The sequence below is a fragment of the Polaromonas sp. LjRoot131 genome (genome assembly GCF_964252805.1).
Taxonomy (GTDB): Bacteria; Pseudomonadota; Gammaproteobacteria; order Burkholderiales; family Burkholderiaceae_C; genus Polaromonas.
The window spans coordinates 864,706-883,509 of sequence record NZ_CAXUPF020000002.1 but is presented as its reverse complement, the minus strand read 5'-3'; the positions used below and the strand labels follow the sequence as shown (position 1 = coordinate 883,509).

The 18,804-nt window shown below is 65.8% G+C and carries 16 protein-coding genes and 1 pseudogene; 3 read left to right on the top strand and 14 right to left on the bottom strand.

Translation table 11 applies throughout. The features are described 5' to 3' along the window. Positions 1–667: 667 nt before the first annotated feature. Both ACSQ27_RS14710 and ACSQ27_RS14705 read right to left on the bottom strand, forming a co-directional pair. Positions 668–952 (bottom strand): hypothetical protein, encoded by a 285-nt coding sequence (locus ACSQ27_RS14710; protein WP_436156246.1) that lies wholly within the window; start codon positions 950–952, stop codon positions 668–670. After that, positions 837–1,536 (bottom strand): annotated as a pseudogene (locus ACSQ27_RS14705) (molybdopterin cofactor-binding domain-containing protein). The gene ACSQ27_RS14710 and the pseudogene ACSQ27_RS14705 overlap by 116 nt, the downstream one beginning before the upstream one ends. A gap of 391 nt (positions 1,537–1,927) precedes the next feature. Here ACSQ27_RS14705 and ACSQ27_RS14700 point away from each other — a divergent pair. Next, positions 1,928–2,254: a helix-turn-helix domain-containing protein gene (locus ACSQ27_RS14700; RefSeq protein WP_436156221.1), complete on the top strand. Its 327-nt coding sequence runs from the start codon at positions 1,928–1,930 to the stop codon at positions 2,252–2,254. Positions 2,255–2,275: 21 nt separating this feature from the next. Continuing rightward, entirely contained in the window at positions 2,276–3,610 is a 1,335-nt protein-coding gene (locus ACSQ27_RS14695; protein WP_436156220.1) for a type II toxin-antitoxin system HipA family toxin, read from the top strand. A 22-nt stretch (positions 3,611–3,632) separates the two neighbouring features. On the opposite strand, the gene paoC is transcribed toward ACSQ27_RS14695, so the two are convergent. From paoC to ACSQ27_RS14650, 9 genes are all read right to left on the bottom strand, one after another. Then, on the bottom strand, positions 3,633–5,843 hold the full coding sequence (gene paoC / locus ACSQ27_RS14690; protein WP_436156219.1) for an aldehyde oxidoreductase molybdenum-binding subunit PaoC: 2,211 nt from the start codon (positions 5,841–5,843) through the stop codon (positions 3,633–3,635). Positions 5,844–5,848: 5 nt separating this feature from the next. Continuing rightward, on the bottom strand, positions 5,849–6,799 hold the full coding sequence (locus tag ACSQ27_RS14685; protein ID WP_436156218.1) for an FAD binding domain-containing protein: 951 nt from the start codon (positions 6,797–6,799) through the stop codon (positions 5,849–5,851). After that, positions 6,796–7,440, bottom strand: coding sequence for an aldehyde dehydrogenase iron-sulfur subunit PaoA (gene paoA, locus ACSQ27_RS14680; protein WP_436156217.1), 645 nt, complete (start codon positions 7,438–7,440; stop codon positions 6,796–6,798). Before paoA ends, ACSQ27_RS14685 begins: the two co-directional genes overlap by 4 nt. An 842-nt stretch (positions 7,441–8,282) precedes the next feature. Continuing rightward, on the bottom strand, positions 8,283–9,107 hold the full coding sequence (locus ACSQ27_RS14675) for a phosphodiesterase (RefSeq protein ID WP_436156216.1): 825 nt from the start codon (positions 9,105–9,107) through the stop codon (positions 8,283–8,285). 18 nt (positions 9,108–9,125) lie between these two features. Then, a complete protein-coding gene (locus ACSQ27_RS14670; protein WP_436156215.1) occupies positions 9,126–10,190 on the bottom strand; it encodes an ABC transporter ATP-binding protein in 1,065 nt (354 codons plus the stop codon). Then, positions 10,180–10,977 carry an ABC transporter permease gene (locus ACSQ27_RS14665; protein WP_436156214.1) on the bottom strand — a complete coding sequence of 266 codons (798 nt, stop codon included), beginning with the start codon at positions 10,975–10,977 and terminating at the stop codon, positions 10,180–10,182. Before ACSQ27_RS14665 ends, ACSQ27_RS14670 begins: the two co-directional genes overlap by 11 nt. A gap of 3 nt (positions 10,978–10,980) precedes the next feature. Next, positions 10,981–11,805 carry an ABC transporter permease gene (locus ACSQ27_RS14660; RefSeq protein WP_436156213.1) on the bottom strand — a complete coding sequence of 275 codons (825 nt, stop codon included), beginning with the start codon at positions 11,803–11,805 and terminating at the stop codon, positions 10,981–10,983. A gap of 25 nt (positions 11,806–11,830) precedes the next feature. Next, on the bottom strand, positions 11,831–12,844 hold the full coding sequence (locus tag ACSQ27_RS14655) for an ABC transporter substrate-binding protein (protein ID WP_436156212.1): 1,014 nt from the start codon (positions 12,842–12,844) through the stop codon (positions 11,831–11,833). A 41-nt stretch (positions 12,845–12,885) separates the two neighbouring features. Further along, positions 12,886–13,905, bottom strand: a complete 1,020-nt coding sequence (locus ACSQ27_RS14650; protein ID WP_436156211.1) for a LacI family DNA-binding transcriptional regulator — start codon at positions 13,903–13,905, stop codon at positions 12,886–12,888. 897 nt (positions 13,906–14,802) lie between these two features. On the opposite strand from ACSQ27_RS14650, the gene ACSQ27_RS14645 reads away from it, so the two are divergent. Further along, a complete protein-coding gene (locus ACSQ27_RS14645) occupies positions 14,803–15,810 on the top strand; it encodes a transporter (protein ID WP_436156210.1) in 1,008 nt (335 codons plus the stop codon). A gap of 15 nt (positions 15,811–15,825) precedes the next feature. On the opposite strand, the gene ACSQ27_RS14640 is transcribed toward ACSQ27_RS14645, so the two are convergent. The 3 genes from ACSQ27_RS14640 to ACSQ27_RS14630 are packed head-to-tail and all read right to left on the bottom strand — an operon-like array spanning position 15,826 to position 18,748. Next, positions 15,826–16,518, bottom strand: coding sequence for an RraA family protein (locus ACSQ27_RS14640; RefSeq protein ID WP_436156209.1), 693 nt, complete (start codon positions 16,516–16,518; stop codon positions 15,826–15,828). 2 nt (positions 16,519–16,520) lie between these two features. Further along, entirely contained in the window at positions 16,521–17,498 is a 978-nt protein-coding gene (locus ACSQ27_RS14635) for a Bug family tripartite tricarboxylate transporter substrate binding protein (RefSeq protein ID WP_436156208.1), read from the bottom strand. Between the two features lie 44 nt (positions 17,499–17,542). Further along, positions 17,543–18,748 (bottom strand): pyridoxal phosphate-dependent aminotransferase, encoded by a 1,206-nt coding sequence (locus ACSQ27_RS14630; RefSeq protein ID WP_436156207.1) that lies wholly within the window; start codon positions 18,746–18,748, stop codon positions 17,543–17,545. Between the last annotated feature and the right edge of the window lie 56 nt (positions 18,749–18,804).

The window sequence follows — 18,804 nt, the reverse complement described above, 5'->3', positions numbered from 1 at the left end:
GTGTCATTCCAAAATTCGCATAGTTATGACAGATATTCAAGGGCGCTAACTTACGTAAGGTATGGAACGCAACTTGAAATCTACGAACACTGTACGCAAGCGATACCAAAGGTCGTTCCGCCAAAAGCTGACAATCGATAAACTAAATTCTGGCGATGTATAGACGGAAACTCGAAGTCAATCCGATGGCGTCTAAAAAATCCAATAGTCTTCAGATAATTCTGCCGATTCTCCAGAATTCCAGAAGCAGTAACGCCCCAGGCCCGACCCCGAACACTGAGGCGAAAAACAACAAGAATAAGAATGGTGAGGCGTGAGTGACTTGAACATTCCACCAAAGGATTGTGAGTCCGGCGACCTTGGCCTCAGGAACATCAGAAGGGGGCTAGCTTTTACAGCTTCTTTAACGCTGCAAGTACGCCTTGCGGTCGCTCACATTCACGCGAAGACTAAGCCCGCTTCTTAAACATTCCAGAAGCCCCACTAGCCGCCCGAATCTCCTCAGCCGTCGCCTTCAAGGCTTCAGCCAGCTCCATACGCGCCTCGGTCAGCCGCACCAGCGCCCCCGCGGTCGTGACCACGCCTATCGCGCCAGTGGGCGAGCGCACGGGCGCGACCATGGCCGTCATGGGGGCGAAGACTTCGTTGATGGGGAAGCTGCCTCCCCTCAAACCACAGCCGGCAACCGATCCAACAACTTATCCAGCGTAACCGGATAATCCCTCACCCTCACCCCGGTGGCGTTATAGACCGCATTCGCAACAGCCGCAGCAATCCCACAAATCCCAAGCTCCCCCACCCCCTTCGCCTTCATGGGCGAAGACATAGGATCAGTCTCATCCAGAAAGACCACCTCCTGATGCGGAATGTCGGCATGCACCGGCACCTCGTAACCCGCGAGGTCGTGGTTCACAAAAAAGCCGTGGCGCTTGTCGACCACGAGTTCTTCCATCAGCGCGGCGCCCACGCCCCATGGTCATCGCGCCTATGACCTGGCTGCGCGCGGCCTTGGGGTTGAGGATGCGGCCGGCCGTGCAGACGGCGAGCATGCGCCGCACGCGGATCTCGCCGGTGGCGGCGTCCACAGCCACTTCCACAAAATGTGGCGCCGAAGGTCGACTGCTGGTATTTTTTGTCGAGGTCGCCGTATTCCATGAAGTCTTCGGCGACCAGGCCCTTGTCGCCGGCAATCTGTGCGAGCGGGACCGAGCGGCCGCCGGCATGCAGCATGCCGTCGGAAAACACCGCGTCGGGCGCGGTGATGCCGGCGCTTTGCGCGACGGTTTCGCGCAGCTTCATGCAGGCGGCGTACACGCCTGAGGTGGAACTGTTGGCGCCCCACTGGCCGCCGGAGCCGCAGGAGACGGGGAAAGCCGAATCGCCCAGGCGCACCAGCACTTTTTCTAAGGGCACGCCCATGATTTCGGCGGCGGTCTGCGCGATGACGGTGTAGCTGCCGGTGCCTATGTCGGTCATGTCGGTTTCGACGGTGACGATGCCGTTTTTGTCGAGCCGCACGCGCGCGGCCGACGGCATGAGCAGGTTGTTGCGGAAGGCAGCGGCAACGCCCATGCCGACCAGCCAGCGGCCCAGCGATCGCGGCCACGCCTATTTGCCCAATATGGGTGGACAACTCCCTTCAATGGACAATCAAAAGCGGCGCCGGCCAAGCCTGTAGCCCGCGCCCTGTAGTCCCCGGGGAACAAAGCCACCAGGTCCCTGCGCATCCGGTGCACAATCAGTGCGGCGCCGCGGGTCGCACCACAAACACCCAATAAGCACCCATATTTGTATTATTAAGTACTTCAATAATCCATATCTGGCTATTACCGAGAAATTGGTTGATACGTTTTGACTAAAAACCGATAATCATCCTTATTTGGTGCTTTAAGTATTTTAAGTAGTCATATTTAGATAGTTATTTCTCATGACACCAACCCCTCTACCTGTTGACCGGACCCTTCAGCGCCTTGGCCAGAACATCGCGTTGGCGCGGCTGCGCCGCAACCTCTCCCAGGCGGCATTGGCCGAGCGCATAGGCGCGTCGGTGAACACCGTGCGGCGCATGGAGGCGGGCCACCCCGGTACCGCGCTGCAACACCTGGCGCGAACCCTTCAGGTGCTGGGCGGGCTGGGGGCGCTGGATCAATTGCTGGACACACAGCAAGACGCCATTGGCCTGGCGCTGATGGATGAGAAGCTGCCGCGCCGCGCGCGCCTGCCCAAGGCCAGGGCCGATAGCGGCGCTTTCTGATCTACCCCCAAGGAATCGCCCATGGCCACCCTCAAACAATCCAGGACAGCCGAGCCGGGCGGCAAGGCGGAGCTGGACGTGTTGATCGGGCGTGACGAGCTGCCGGTGGGCAAGCTGGTTTATGTGAAGTCCGGCCAGCGGGAGTTCTCGCAGTTCGCGTATGCGCCGGCATGGCTCACGCAAGCGCGTGCGTTTGACCTCTCTCCAGACCTGCAACGGGTGCAGGGCTTCCAGGCCCGAAAAGCGCCCACCAAGGATGACTCCTGTTTCTTCCTGGCCCTGGCCGACACCGAGCCCGACGCATGGGGCCGCCGGGTGATCGCGCGGGCGCATGCGAAAGAGCGCAAGGACAACCCCGCGTTGGGTGCCTTGACGGAGCTGGACTATTTATGCGCGGTGGACGACTTCAGCCGTATCGGCGCGCTGCGTTTGCACGATGCGAAGCGAGGCTACCTGCGCGTCACCGAAGAAGGACAGCGCGCCACCCCACCCCTGCTGGAGCTTGAAAAAATACTGAGCGCTTCGCGCGCGGTGGAGCTCAACAAGGAATCGGCCGCCGACCTGAAGTACCTGCAGGGCAAGGGCACCTCCCTGGGCGGCATGCGCCCGAAGTGCACGGTGGTGGACAGCGACGGCTGGCTGGCCATGGGGAAGTTTCCGAGTGTCCAGGACGAGCGCAGCGTGACACGCGGGGAGGTGTTGGCCTTGCGCCTGGCGGAAAAGGCCGGCATAAACACCGCCAGCGCACGCGTGGTGATGGTGCAAGGCGAACCGGTAGCGCTGATCCGGCGCTTTGACCGCACCGCGGACAATGGGCGGATTCCTTATATGTCGGGCGCAACCTTGCTGCAGGCCAGCCGCAATGACGAGCGCGCCTATGCGGAAGTGGTGGACGCGATGCGCTCCAAGGTCGTTGAATTCACCAACGACACACGGCAACTCTGGCGCCGGCTGGTGTTCAACCTGTTGATCACCAACGTCGACGACCACCTGCAGAACATCGGCTTCCTGTATGTGGACAAAAACCTGTGGCGCCTGGCGCCGGCGTTTGACCTGAACCCCTTCCCGGACAAAGAGCGTGAGTCCAAAACCTGGTTGACCGAGGACACGGGGGCCATCACCTCGGTGGGCCAGTTGCTGGCGCAAGCCGCGCGCTTTGAACTGGCGCCCCCGGACGCCCTGCGCATCCTGGCTGAAGTGGTGGCGGCTGTCGTGCAGTGGCGGACTGTCGCCGTTTCAAGCGAGGTGGGCTTGTTGCCCAGGGAGCTTGAGGATTTTGCGCCTGCGTTCGAGCATGCGGAGCTCGAAGAAGCGAAGGGCTTGCTGGCTTCCGCGGGGCCTATGCCCGCGGCATGACGGAGCTTCTGCGCTCCGGCCCTCAAGCCACCGCAGGCAAGCGCTCCAGCAGCTTGTCGAGCGTAATCGGATAATCCCGAACCCGCGCGCCAGTCGCGTTGTACACCGCATTGGCAACTGCGGCGGCAATACCGCAGATGCCAAGCTCCCCAACGCCTTTCGCCTTCATAGGCGAAGACATAGGATCAGTCTCATCCAGGAAGACCACCTCCTGATGCGGAATGTCGGCATGCACCGGCACCTCATACGCGGCGAGGTCGTGGTTCACGAAGAAGCCGTGGCGCTTGTCGACGGCCAGGTCTTCCATCAGCGCGGCGCCCACGCCCATGGTCATGGCGCCTATGACCTGGCTGCGGGCGGCCTTGGGGTTCAGGATGCGGCCGGCCGCGCAGACGGCGAGCATGCGCCGCACGCGGATTTCGCCGGTGGCGGCGTCCACAGCCACTTCCACAAAATGCGCGCCAAAGGTCGACTGCTGGTATTTTTTGTCGAGGTCGCCGTACTCCATGAAGTCTTCGGCGACCAGGCCCTTGTCGCCGGCGATCTGCGCGAGCGGGATGGAGCGGCCGCCGGCATGCAGCATGCCGTCGGCAAACACCGCGTCGGGCGCGGTGATGCCGGCGCTTTGCGCGATGGTTTCGCGCAGTTTCATGCAGGCGGCGTAGACGCCTGAGGTGGCGCTGTTGGCGCCCCACTGCCCGCCTGAGCCGCAGGAGACCGGGAAGGTCGAATCGCCCAGGCGCACCAGCACTTTTTCGAGGGGCACGCCCATGGTTTCGGCGGCGGTCTGCGCGATGACGGTGTAGCTGCCGGTGCCTATGTCGGTCATGTCGGTCTCCACCGTGACCACGCCGTTTTTGTCGAGCCGCACGCGCGCGGCCGACGGCATGAGCAGGTTGTTGCGGAAGGCAGCGGCAACGCCCATGCCGACCAGCCAGCGGCCCTCGCGCACTTGCGCGGGCTGCGCGCTGCGCCGGCTCCAGCCGAACTGGTCGGCGCCCAGGCGCAGGCATTCAATCAGGCGGCGCTGCGAAAAAGGCCGGCCGGCCTGCTCGGGGTCGACCTGGGTGTCGTTGCGGATGCGGAACTCGATCGGGTCCAGGCCCAGCTTCTCGGCCATCTCGTCCATGGCGATTTCGAGGGCCATCAGGCCGGGCGCCTCGCCGGGCGCGCGCATGGCGTTGCCCTCGGGCAGGTCGAGCACGGCCAGGCGGGTGGCGGTGAAGCGGTTGGCGCTGGCATACAGCAGGCGCGACTGGTTCACCGCGGTTTCGGGCTGGCCCTCGGGCAGGTCGCCGGACCAGCCCTCGTGCGCCATGGCGGTGAGCTTGCCGTCGCGGCCGGCGCCCAGGCGTATGCGCTGGATGGTGGCCGGCCTGTGCGTGGTGTTGTTGATCATCAGCGGCCGCTGCAGCGCGACCTTGACGGGGCGCCCGGCCGCGCGCGCGCCGAGCGCGGCCAGCAAGGCATCGGCCCGCACCCAGAGCTTGCCGCCGAAACCGCCGCCGATAAAAGGCGAGACCAGGCGCACGTTCTCCTTGGGGATGCCCAGCGTGGCGGCCATGTCGCCGACGCTCCAGTCGATCATCTGGTTGGCCGTCCAGAGCGTGAGCTTGTCGCCCTGCCAGGCGGCCGTGGAGGCGTGGGGCTCCATCATGGCGTGCGACTGGTCGGGGGTGGTGTAGGTGGCGTCGAGCTGCACCGGCGCGGCGGCGAATGCGCCCGCGAAGTCGCCGATCTTCGACTCGGGCGTGCCGCCGAAATCGGAGGCTTTGGCCAGCGGGGCGGTGGCTTTTTCGGCGGCCAGGTCGAACTTGCCGGGTGTGCGCTCGTAGGTGATTTTCACGAGTTGCGCGGCGGCGCGTGCCTGCTCGAAGGTTTCGGCGACCACCACCGCGAGCGCCTGGTGGTAGTGCTCTATCTCGGGGCCGCCCAGCAGTTTGGCGGTGTTGAACTTGCCCTTGCCGAGTTTGCCGGCGTTGCTTGCCGTGACGATGGCCAGCACGCCGGGCGAGGCGTTCGCGGCACGCAGGTCCATGGAGGCGATGCGGCCCTTGGCGATACCTGCCCCGACGATGTAGCCATAGGCCGGGTTGGGCACGGCGTCGTGGCGCTCATAGGCGTAAGGCGCGACGCCGCTGGTCTTGAGCGGGCCGTCGATGCGGTCGGTGGGTTTGCCGATGACCTTGAGCTGGTCTATCGGGTTGGTGGTGGCGGGGGTGTCGAATTTCATGGTGCTCAGCTCCTGGCCTGGGCCAGCACCGCGGCGAGCGTGCGCTCCACCAGGGTCAGCTTGAAGGCGTTGTCGGGTGTGGGCTGGGCGCCGGCGAGCAGGCCGGCGGCCACCGCCTTGGCGCCTTGGGGCATCGCGGCCTCGGCGGCTTCGACGCGCCAGGGTTTGTGCGCCACGCCGCCCAGCGCAACGCGGCCCGCGCCGCCGGGCTGCACGATGGCGGCCACGGAGACCAGCGCGAAGGCGTAAGAGGCGCGGTCGCGCACCTTGCGGTAGATGTGGGTGCCGCCCACGGGCTTGGGCAAGCTCACCGAGGTGATCAGTTCGCCGGGCTCGAGTGCGGTCTCGATGTGCGGCGTGTCGCCGGGCAGGCGGTGGAAGTCGGCAATCGGGATGACGCGGGCCTGGCCGTTGGGCCGCACGGTTTCCACCGTGGCGTCGAGCGCGCGCAGGGCCACGGCCATGTCGCTGGGGTGGGTGGCGATGCAGGCCTGGCTGGCACCGAGGACCGCGTGCTGGCGCGTGTGGCCGCCGATGGCGCTGCAGCCGCTGCCGGGCTGGCGTTTGTTGCAGGGCTGGTCGGTGTCGTAGAAATAGGGGCAGCGCGTGCGCTGCAGCAGGTTGCCGGCGGTGGTGGCCTTGTTGCGCAGCTGGGCCGAGGCGCCTGCCAGCAGCGCGCGCGACAGCACGCCGTAGTCGCGCCGCACTCGCTCGTCGGCGGCCAGCGCTGTGTTGCGCACCAGCGCGCCTATGCGCAGCCCGCCCTCGGGCGTGGCTTCTATCTTGTCGAAGGCCAGGCCGTTGACGTCTACCAGGTGGGCCGGCGCCTCGATCTGCAGTTTCATCAGGTCCAGCAGGTTGGTGCCGCCCGCGATGAACTTGGCGTTGGCATGGCGCATGACGGCTTTCGCGGCCTCGGCCGGGGTGCGCACGCGCTCATAAGTAAAAGGTTTCATGTCGCCACCCCCGCGACTTCGGTGATGGCCTCGGCGATGTTGGAGTAAGCGCCGCAGCGGCAGAGGTTGCCGCTCATGCGCTCGCGCAGCTCGTCGGCCGACAGCACGGGACGGGTGTTGAGGTCGGCGCTGACATGGCTGGGGACGCCGCGCCGCACCTCGTCGAGCATGCCGACCGCCGAGCAGATCTGCCCCGGCGTGCAGTAGCCGCACTGGTAGCCGTCATGCTTGACGAAGGCGGCCTGCATAGGGTGCAGCTGGCGCGGCGTGCCCAGGCCTTCGATGGTGGTGACCTTGGCGCCCTCGTGCATCACGGCCAGCGTGAGGCAGGAGTTGATGCGCTGGCCGTCGACCAGCACGGTGCAGGCCCCGCACTGGCCGTGGTCGCAGCCTTTTTTGGTGCCGGTCAGGTGCAGGTGTTCGCGCAGGGTGTCGAGCAGCGTGGTGCGGGTGTCGAGGTTCAGCGTGTGCGCTTTGCCGTTCACGTCGATCGTGACGCGGGCGGTGGGCACGGTGCCGGGGGTGGCGGGGGGTTCAGTCGCGGCCATCGCGTCTCCGGGAAGTGAGCTGGCGGCCGCGGAGGCGGCGCCCGCAATCAAAAGGCCTCGACGGGATACCGTGAGGAAGTCGGGTTGGGTCATGGGGGTTCACCTTGGTTATTAGACCAGCTAGGGAAAGGTTGAGCATCCGCGTGGGTGGGGATCCCCTTTGTAGGACTGTGGCTTAGGGTGTGGTCGGTGGCTTTTACTCCGGGGCTGCGCCGCCGTGGCCTGGGGTTTTGTATTGAGGTCTTGTCTTGTTCTGGCGGTGCGCTTGCTGCTGAGTTCTGCTGGCCGGGGTTGCCGGCAGCAACTCACTTTTCTTTGCTTCGCCAAAGAAAAGTAAGCAAAAGAAAGGCGACCCGCAGTCTGGGTCCCTACGCTTCGCTTCGGGCAACCTGCGGTGCTCGAGCCAAGCGGGGTCTGGCTAAACTCGCCTTCGGCTCAAACAACGCCAGCCCTGATCCGCTTGTCTCTGCGCTCCTCGGCCCAGCCAGGACGGGGCAATCGGGAACGGGGACAAAAGACAAAGAACAAACCAAGACAAACAAGGACTCGCCAAGGCGAGTCCTTGTTTCTTCAGGTATTCGTTATTGGTATTCGGCTGTTTGGATTTCTTCTCCCCGCTCCCACCCCTTGTGGATGCGCCGAGGAGCGCAGGTTCAGGCGGATCAGGGATCGCGTTGTTTGAGCGAAGCGCAGCGTAGCGAGTTTAGCGAGACCCCGCCTGAACCGAGCACCGCAGGTTGCCCGTAGCGAAGCGGAGGGACGCAGCAACCAGGGTCGCCTTTTCTTTTGCTTACTTTTCTTTTGGCGAAGCAAAAGAAAAGTGAGTAGCCGCCGGGCTACCCCCGGCCAGCAAAACTCAGAAGAGCGCGCACCGCCGGAGCAAGAGCCGGCCAAACCAGCGACGTGGCACGGGAGATCGACGGCATTCGACTTAGCTAGTCGATCAACCCCGCCCCATCATGAAAAGGAAACGGCCCTTCATACACCCCACTCGCAACGGTATGGCTGACCAGCCGCCCGCCCTCAGGCAGCACATGCAGGCCGAAGCCGGGCGGCTCCAGCATCCAGGCCGAGGCGGCGTCGGGCGCCAGGTCCAGCCGGACCTGGTGGGCCGGTGACGGCACGGTGGCCGCGATGCTGCCGCCGAAGCGCACCTGGATCGCGCGGTGCAGGTGGCCGCAGATGATGCGCTCGACATTCGGGTAGCGGCTCACCAGGGCTTCGAGTTCGGCCGCGCCGCTGAGCAGGCCTATGTCGTCCATATGGCCGATGAGGGTCTTGAAGGGCGGGTGGTGCATGGCGATCACCACGGGCCGGCCGCGATGCTTTTCCAACTCGCGCGCCAGCCAGACCAGCCTTTGTTCGCACAGGCTGCCTTCGCTGGCGCCGGGCACCACGGTGTCGAGCGCGATCAGCTGCAGCGCGCCGACAGCGACGCTGTACTGCACAAATTCATCGGTTCCCAGATAGGCGTGATCGGGAAAACTTTGCCGCAGCTGCGCGCGCTCGTCGTGGTTGCCGGGCATCAGGTAGACCGGCATGGCCAGCGGTGCCAGCAGTTCGCGCAGGTGCGCGTATTCGGCGGCGCGGCCGAAGTCGGTGAGGTCGCCGGTGATGACCACGGCATCAGGCTGCTGCGGCAGCTGGAGGATGGACGCGACGGCCCGCACGAGGTAGGGCGCGGTGTTGATGCGGCCGTAGGCCAGGCGACCCGGTTCGCGAATATGCAGGTCTGAGAGTTGCAGCAGGGAGGTGGTCATGGGGTGCTTATGGGGTGCTTAGGCGGCAGCCAGTTCGCTGCCGGGCATGAGGTGATGCGGCTGTATGCGTATGCCGACGGCATCGCCCATGCTGGCCGGGTGGTCGCGGCCGACTTCGGCATTGACGATGCTTTGGTCGGGCAGCAAAAGCTTGAGCTGGATGCGGTCGCCGAGGAAGACGCGCTGCGACACCACGGCGTCGCCCCAGCCGGCCGCGGCCTCGCCGACCTCGATGTCTTCGGGGCGCACCAGCACGCTGTCCTGCGCCTGCCAGGACGGCGGGCAGGCGACGTCCATGCTTCCGACCCTGACGACGTGGGCGGCGCGCGCCGCATCGTCGCGCGCCAGGCGATTCACGCGCCCGAGAAAACTCGCAACAAAAGGATGCTGGGGCGTGCGGTACAGCGCCTCGCCATGGCCGACCTGCACGATGCGGCCGGCCTGCATCACGGCCAGCCTGTCGGCGATGGCCAGCGCTTCCTGCTGGTCATGTGTGACGTGAATGGCGGTGATGTGGAGGCGGCGCAGCAGCTCGGCCAGTTCGTCGCGCACCGATTCCTTGAGCTTGGCGTCGAGCGCGGTCAAAGGTTCGTCGAGCAGCAGCACGCGCGGGCGCACCGCCACCGCGCGGGCCAGGGCCACGCGCTGGCGCTGCCCGCCCGAGAGTTCGGCCGGGCGTTTGTTCTCGAGGCCGTTGAGGCGCACCAGGTCGACCAGCTCGCCGACCACGCGGCGCTTCTCGGCCTCGTCCACGCCGCGCACGCGCAGGCCGTAGGCGATGTTGGCGGCTACCGTCATCTGCGGGAACAGCGCGTAATGCTGGAACACCATGCCGATGCCGCGCCGCTCGACGGGCAGGTGGGTGACGTCGGTGTCGCCGAAAGTGATGCGGCTGCCGGCGTCGGGCGCCTCGAGCCCGGCGACCAGGCGCAGCAAGGTGGTCTTGCCGCAGCCGGACGGCCCCAGCAAGGCCAGCACCTCGCCGGGCTCCACCGTGAGCGAAGTCGCTTGCAGGCCGCGGGTGCCGTCGGCATAGGTTTTGGCGCAGTGGGCGATGTCCACGCGCGTGCGTTCAGCTTCCATGGTGTTTTTCAATCAGGGTGGCGGCGGCCTGCAGGCCCCAGAGCACGGGGAGGATGACAAGGAGAAAGACGAGGGTGTAAGCGGAACCGATCTCCAGCCGCATGGAGGCATAGCTGTCGGCCAGGCCCACAGGCAGCGTGCGCGTGAGCGGCGTGTGCAGCATCCAGGTAAGGTTGAACTCACCGACCGACAGCGTGAAAACCATCAGGCAGCCGGCCACAACGGCGGGCAGCACGGCGGGCAAAAGCACGCCCATAAAGCGCTGCACGAAACCGGCGCCCAGTGAGCGCGCGGCCTCTTCCAGCGAATGCAGCTCGGGCCGGCGGAAAGCCGCGGACACGGTGCGCACCATGAAAGGCAAGGTGAACACCATGTGGCCGACGAGGATGAAGGCAAAACTTTGCCGGAAGCCGCTGATCTGCCCGTAGGCCAGGATCAGCGCCAGCGCGGTGGCCAGGCCGGGCACGGCCACGGGAAGCGTCAACAGCTCTTCAAACACCCGCGCGAGGCGCGAGCGGCTGCGGGCCAGCGCATAGGCGCAGGGAATGCCGAGCAGCAGGTTGCCGAGCACGCACAGCAGGGCCAGCAGCAGCGAGGCGGCGACCGTGCCGCCGTAGAGCTCCCACACCTCGACCAGCCAGCGCAGCGTGAGCCCGCTTTTGAGGCCGGCGCTGTAGTTGTTGACCAGCCCGGCGAGCACCGAAAGCGCGATGGGCGCGAGCATGAAGACGGCGACCAGCGCGGTCAACAGCATGAGCAAGGGAGATACCTGGCGCGGGGTTCTCATGTTTCAGCCCCCCGCCGCGGCAGGGCCGCCGGCGCGCCGCGAAATGAAGAGCACCAGCCAGGTGATCAGGCCCAGCGTGATGGACAGGCTGGCGGCCAGCGCGAAGTTGGCGTAGTTGGTGAACTCGTTGTAGAGGGTGATGGGCAGCACTTCAAACTTGCTGGCCAGCGTGAAGGCTGTGCCGAAAGCGCCCATGGCGGTGGCGAACACAATTGCGCCGCAAGCCAAAGTGGTGGGCGCGAGTTCAGGCAGCCAGACGTCGCGCACGACGCGCCAGCGCGAGGCGCCCAGCGAGCGCGCGGCTTCCTCCAGCGGAAGGTCCATGGCGGCGGCCGCGGCGTTGTAGCTCACGATGGCGCGCGGCAGCGAAAAATACAGGTAGCCGAGGAACAAGCCGGCCAGGCCGTAGGCAAAGGTGATGCGCCCCAGGCCCAGCAGGTCGCCGAGGTCGGCCACCAGGCCCTGGCGTCCGCCCAGCAGGATGATGAAGAAGCCGATGATCACACCCGGGAAAGACAGCGGCAAGGCCAGCAGCGAGAGCAGCAGCTTGCGGCCCACGAAACGCAACCGTGCCAGCGTGATCCCGACCAGGGCGCCCAGCACCAGCGTGGCCGCCGTCACCGCGAGCGACAGGCCCAGGGTCTGCAGCAGGCTTTGCAGGTAGCGGGTGTTCGTCAGCACCACAAAGTAGGTGGACCACCCCAGCTTGCCCGGCAAGGCCAGCAGCTGCACCGCCGGCAACAACCAGAAGGCGGCGAAGAAAGCCACCGCCGGCGCCGCGCAGGCGAGCAGGAGGCGGCGCGAAGGCGCGAAGGTGGGCGAACTCATGGTGTGGCGCTGGACCCTGTCAGGCTTACTGCGCTTCTTTCAGGTAGCGGTCGGAAAAACCCTTTTGCACGGCGGCCATGCGGGCGTAGTCCACGCTTTTGGCGCGGGCGTATTCGCTGGCCGGCAGGAAACGCGACTGGGCTTCTTTGGAGATCGCGCTGGCGCGCACCGGGCGCAGGTAGGCATTGGCCCAGATGGCCTGGCCTTCGTCGGACAGCACGAAGTCCAGCACCTTCTTGCCGTTGTCGGCGTTGGGCGCCTTGGCCACCAGGCTCATCACATAAGGGACGACGATGGTGCCTTCGGCGGGGATCACGAACTCGACGTTGGCCTTGTCTTTGTACTTGGCGCGGTAGGCGTTGAAGTCGTAATCGAGCAGGATGGCGATTTCACCGGACAGCATGCGCGCATACGAAGTCTGCTTGGGCACGATGGGTTCGTTCTTCTGCAGCGCCTTGAAGTAGTCGATGCCGGGCGTGAAGTTGTCCAGCGTGCCGCCGCGCGCCTGGTTGACGGCGACCGCGCCCACATAACCGACAAAGGCCGATGCCGGATCCAGGTAGCCGATCAATCCCTTGTACTCGGGCTTGAGCAGGTCGGCCCAGGAGCGCGGCACCGGCTTGCCCTTGAGCGCATCGACGTTGACCATAAAGCCCAGGGTGCCCGAGTGGATGGTGAACCAATGGCCTTGCGGGTCCTTGAGGCCGTCGGGAATTTCGCTCCAGGCGGCGGGCTTGTACGTTCCGACCAAGGCGTCTTTCTGCGCCTGGATGGCGAAGGTGACGCCCAGGTAGGTCACGTCGGCCACCGGGTTGGCCTTCTCGGCCGTCATCTGCGCCAGCGACTGGCCGGAGTTCTTGTTGTCGGGCGGCACGGTGACACCGGTCTTGGCCTTGATGGCCTTGAGCTGCGTACCCCAGTCGGCCCATTCGGGCGGGCAGTTGTAGCAGATGGCGGTCTGGGCCAGGGCGTTGGCGCCGGCGGCCAGGCCGAGTGCCAGCAGGGCGGCCTGGGCGAGTCGTTGCAGGGATGTTTTCATGGGAGCTCCGTGGTGGATGAAATAAAACGTGAGGGACGGGACTACGAGATGAGGGAAGCTGAAGGCGCGGCGCAGGATTCGCCTTCGCGGAAACCGTGGGCCAGCAAGAGGCTGCTGCCCGCGCCCAGCGTGGCGCCGGCGGCCAGCGCCTGCACCAGCAGCTCGACGCTGCAGCGGCCTATGTCGGCGTTGGGCTGGGTGATGGTGCTCAGCATGGGCGTGAGGTCTTCGCCGAGTGCGATGCCGTCAAAACCCACCACGGTGAGCTCGCGAGGCACCACAAGCCCAGCCAGGTGCGCCGCGCGCAGGCTGCGGATGGCCAGCAGGTCGTTGGAGCAGACCAAGGCGGTGGGGCGCGGCCGGCGGTGCAGCAATTCGGTGATTTCGCTGACGGCGGTTTCCACAAACGGCACTTCGAGCACCTGCTCTTCCTGCTGCAGCGTCAGGCCGGCAGCCTCCATGCCCTGCAGAAATCCGCGGCGCCGTTGCTGGGCGCGGTCAGATGCGCTGAGCTGGCCGCTGACCATGGCGATGCGGCTGTGGCCCAGGGCCGCGAGCCGCGCCACCAGCGCCGCGACCGCCTGTTCGCTGTCCACCGAGACGCAGGGATGGGCGGCGTGGCGGTTGTAGGCCAGCACATAAGGAAGGCGCGCGGCGCCAAGCCGCTGCAGGGCGATGGAGGTCTCCGGGCTGGACACCACCAGGATCATGGCGTCGACGCTGCCGGCCAGCAGCAGGTTGACGGCCTGCTCTTCCTCTTCGAGCCGGTAGTTGGTGGTCAGCGGCAGGATGGCATAGCCGGCGCGGGTGGCCGAGCGCGCGATGCCTTCAAGGCATTCGGCAAACACCGGGTTCAGCAAGGTGGGCAGTACGACACCGAGCACGCGGCTGCGCTGGGTTCGCAGCGAGCGCGCGCTGGCATTGGGCAGGTAGCCGCGTTCACGCGCCGCGTCCTCCACCAGCCGGCGCGTTTCGGGGCTGACTTTGCCGGGCGAATTGAAGACCCGCGACACTGTTGCCACGGACACGCCTGCCTGGTCTGCCACTGCCTGAATGCTCACTCGTGCTCCTGATGTAATCGTTTACATTGGAGCCGCCAAACATGACCGCCTTATGACATGGGTACGCGGTCGGGGTTAAAAAAAGCGGCGTTCGGGTGGGGGTTTATTGAAGCCTGGTCTTGCTCCGGCGGCGCGCCCTCTGCTGAGTTTTGCTGGCCGGGGGTAGCCCGGCAGCTACTCACTTTTCTTTTGCTTCGCCAAAAGAAAAGTAAGCAAAAGAAAAGGCGACCCTGGTTGCTGCGTCCCTCCGCTTCGCTGCGGGCAACCTGCGGTGCTCGGTTCAGGCGGGGTCTCGCTAAACTCGCCTTCGGCTCAAACAACGCGATCCCTGATCCGCCTGAACCTCCGCTCCTCGGCGCATCCACAAGGGGTGGGAACCAAAATACCAATACCGAAAACCACAAGGACTCGCCAAGGCGAGTCCTTGTTTGTCTTGGTTTGTTCTTTGTCTTTTGTCCCCGTTCCCGATTGCCCCGTCCTGGCTGGGCCGAGGAGCGCAGAGACAAGCGGATCAGGGCTGGCGTTGTTTGAGCCGAAGGCGAGTTTAGCCAGACCCCGCTTGGCTCGAGCACCGCAGGTTGCCCGGAGCGAAGCGTAGGGACCCAGACTGCGGGTCGCCTTTTCTTTGGTGACTTTCTTTTGGCGAAGCAAAAGAAAGTTACTTGCCGCCGGGCAACCCCCGGCCAGCAAGCCTTAGCAAAGGGCACAGGCGCGCAAGCCGGCGCAAGACCCGGCATCGAACTCAGACCCCTGCTCGACCCGTTCTGTCACTGAACCGTCACGCGCATGTAACACACTGGACGGCCGCCTCGCATGAGACGGCAAGCGGAATACCGGCATTGTGGTGCCGCGTTGCCACCCACTTTGTTCCACCGCTCACTTCACGCACATCCCTGAATGGACATCACCTACGGTGCCGACAAGACCGGCCTGCTCTGCGGCTACCGCTTTGAAGACGGCGCTCCCGGCGTGCCGGTGGACCTGATGGAGGCGGCGGCCTGGCTCAGGAGTGAGGCGCCCAAGGGAAAGTCCGACTTCGTCTGGCTGCACTTCAACCTCAGCGATGCGGCGGCGGAGGCCAGCATACGCAAGCACCTCAACGCGGTGCCGGAGTTTTTCGAGGCGCTACACGAAGGCTCGCGCTCCACGCGCATCGAGGACGCGCACGACACGCTGATCGCGGTGGTCAACGACGTGGCCTACGAGTTCGCCTTCGACCCGGCCGAGATGGCCAGCCTGTGGCTTAACGTGGGGCCGCACATGGCGCTGAGCGCGCGCTCGCATCCGTTGCGTTCCATAGACCGGCTGCGCGACTCGGTGAAGAACGGCAAGAAGCCGCTGGAATCCTCGGTGTCATTCCTGAACCACCTGCTGCGCGAGCAGGGCGACGTGCTGGTGCGCATCGTGCGCGACGCGACGGTGCAGGTGGACGTGGTGGAAGACAAATTCCTGGTGGGCCGGCTGCACAACCGCCGCGCCGACCTGGGCAAGCTGCGTCGTGTGCTGGTGCGGCTGCAGCGGCTGCTGGCGCCCGAGCCCGGCGCCCTCTTCCGCCTGCTGCGCCTGCCGCCGCCCTGGGTCAGCGAGCGCGACCTCGAGGAGCTTCGCCAGGCCACCGAGGAGTTTTCGCTGACCATACGCGACATGTCGGAGCTCAAGGAACGCATCAAGCTGCTGCAGGAAGAGATCGCCGCGCAGGTCAGCGAGGAAACCAACCGCAGCGTCTTCGTCCTGACCATGGTGACGGTGCTGGCCCTGCCGATCAACATCGTGGCGGGCCTGCTGGGCATGAACGTCGGCGGCGTGCCGCTGGCCGACTCGCCGCACGGCTTCATGGTGATCGTCGCGATCATCGGCATCTTCACCGGCTTCGCGGCCTGGTACGTCTACCGGCAGAAGCAGTAACCCGGCGAAGGCGCCTTACAGCGTCTCGCCTTCGCGCAGCACACCGGCGCTGCGCAGCGCCGCGTCCAGCCAGGGCGCGCGGGTCTGGCCCTGGGCGATGCCGGCGATGCGCCTGGCTTCGTCGGCGACTTTTTTCTCGGCCAGCGGCAGCAGCGCCGCGATGCGTTCGCGCTCCACGACCACCACGCCGTCGGCGTCGGCCGTCACGAAGTCACCGGGCCGCACCGTCACGCCGCCGGCGCTCACGGGATGGTTGATGCGCCCCGCGATGTTCTTGGTCGGCCCGTTCGGGTTGGTGCCCACCGAGAACACCGGAAAACCGATATCGCGCAGCTCCAGGCTGTCGCGCACCGCGCCGTCGATGACCACACCGGCCAGCCCCAGCTTGCGGCAGGCGCTGATCATGATCTCGCCCATCAGGGCGCTGGTCTGGTCGGCCTTGGCGTCCACCACCAGCACGTCGCCGGGTTTGGCCAGCGCCATCGCGGCGTGGATCATCAGGTTGTCGCCGGGCCGCACCTCGACGGTGACGGCCGTGCCGGCGCACTTCATGGACGGATCCAGGGCGGTGATGCGGCCGTGCAGGGCGCCGCGCCGGCCGGCCACGTCGGCCAGGATGGCGGGCTGGAAACGCGCGGCGCTGGTGATCACATCAGCGGGGAGGCGCTCGAAGTCGCGGACGATGTCGGGCACAGGGGTGGTGCTCATGCTCATTCCGCCTTGATGTTGGATTCTTTGATGACGCCGCCCCATTTGCGTTTGTCGGCGGCCAGGAATTCGCGGAACTTCTGCGGCGTGCTGCCGACAGGCTCCAGGCCGTCCTGGACCAGGCGTTTCGAAATTTCGGGCATGGCCAGCACCTTGGCAACCTCGCGCTGCATGCGCTCGATCGCGGCGGCGGGCGTGCCCTTGGCGGCGCACAGCCCGGTCCAGGTGACGGGGTCGAAAGCGGGGATTCCCGACTCGGCCACAGTAGGCACGTCGGGCAGCGCCGGCAGCCGGCGCGGGCTGGCCACGGCCAGGATGCGCAGCTTGCCGGACTGCGCGTACGACATGGAGCTCACGGGCTGGTCGAAGATCATGGACACCTGGCCGGCCAGCAGGTCGGTCATGGCCTGGCCCGTGCCTTTGTAGGGGACGTGGACGATGTCGATGCCGGCGCGCGCTTTGAGCATCTCGCCGGCCAGGTGGCCGCCCGTGCCGTTGCCCGAAGACGCAAAATTGATGATGCCCGGCTTGGCCTTGGCGTAAGCGACCAGTTCCTTCACGTCCTTGACCGGCAAGGCGGCGTTCACCAGCAGCAGGTAGGGCGCGTTGGCGATCTGGGTGACCGGAAGCAGGTCGGTCTCGGGGTTGAAGGGCGCCTTGATCAGGTGCGGCTGGATGGACAGCGTGCCGGTGGTGCACATCATCAGCGTGTGGCCATCCGCCGGGGCGCTGAGCATCGCGGAGGCCGCGATATTGCCGCCCGCGCCGGGCTTGTTGTCGATGACCACCTGCTGGCCCAAACCTTCCGACAGCTTGGGCGCGATCAGCCGGGCCACGATGTCGTTGGAGCCGCCCGGCGAAAAGCCGACCAGGATGCGGACCGGCTTGCTCGGGAAAGCGTCCGAGGCCAGGGCGCCGGTGGACAGCGAGGTGATGGCAGCGAGCAGCGGCATCAGGTTCAGGAGTGTTTTCAGCTTCATAAAACGTCCAGTCAGGGAAGTGGCGAAAGAAATGGGAGGGCAGCTCAGCGGCTCAGTTGCTCACGGGCCTGCGCGATACGGCGGCAGCCTTCGAGCAGCTGTTCAGTGCTGGCGGCAAAGGACAGCCGGAAATGCGTGGGCACACCGTAGGCGCTGCCCTGCAGCGCCGCCAGGTTTTGCGCATCGAGCAGATGCATGATCCAGTCGTCGCTGGTCGCGATGCGCGCACCGCCCGGCGTGCGCAGGCCGAACAGCGCCTCGCAGGAGGCAAACACATAAAAAGCGCCTTCGGGTGCATGGCAGCGTATGCCGTCGATTTTGTTCAACGCCGACACGACGGTGTCGCGGCGCTGCTGGAACACGCCCCGGTTCACGGCGATGAAATCCTGCGGGCCCGCCAGCGCGGCCACGGCCGCGGCCTGGCCTATGGAACTCGCGCCCGAGGTGCTCTGCGACTGCAGTTTGACCATGGCCTTGACCAGCGCGGCCGGCCCTGCGCCGTAGCCGATGCGCCAGCCCGTCATCGCATAGGCCTTGGAGACGCCGTTGATGGTCAGGGTACGGTCTTTGAGCTCGGGCGCGGCCTGGGCGATGGTGGCGAACGCGCGGCCGTCGTAAATCAGGTGTTCGTAGATGTCGTCGGTCATGACCCAGACATGGGGATGGCGCTTCAGCACCTGCGCGAGCGCCACAAGTTCATCCCGCGTGTAGGTGGCGCCGCTGGGGTTGTTGGGCGAGTTGAGGACCAGCCAGCGCGTCCTGGCCGTGATGGCGCGCTCCAGGTCTTCGGGCTGAAGCTTGAAGCCCTTGGCTTCGGGGCAGTCCACAAACACCGGCACGCCGTCGGCCAGCAGCGCGATGTCGGGATAGGACACCCAGTAGGGCGCGGGCACGATCACCTCGTCGCCGGCCTCCAGCGTGCACATCAGCGCGTTGAAGATCACCTGCTTGGCGCCGGTGCCGACAATGATCTCGTTCACGCCGTAGTCCAGGCCGTTTTCGGCCTTGAGCTTTTGCGACACGGCCTCCCTGAGTTCGGGCGTGCCGCCGACGTCGGTGTAGCGCGTCTTGCCGGCGGCCATGGCGCGGGTCGCCGCTTCCTTGATGTGCTCCGGCGTTTCAAAGTCCGGCTCGCCCGCCGTCAGGCCGACGATGTCGCGCCCCTGCGCGCGCAGCTCCCGGGCGCGCTGGCCGGCCATGGAACTGGGCGAGGGTTTGATGCGGTTCAGTCGGCTGGCGAGTTGGATCATGGGGAAAGAAATTGATGCCTGTTGCGATGCGGCCAAGTTTCCGGCACGGCCGGCAA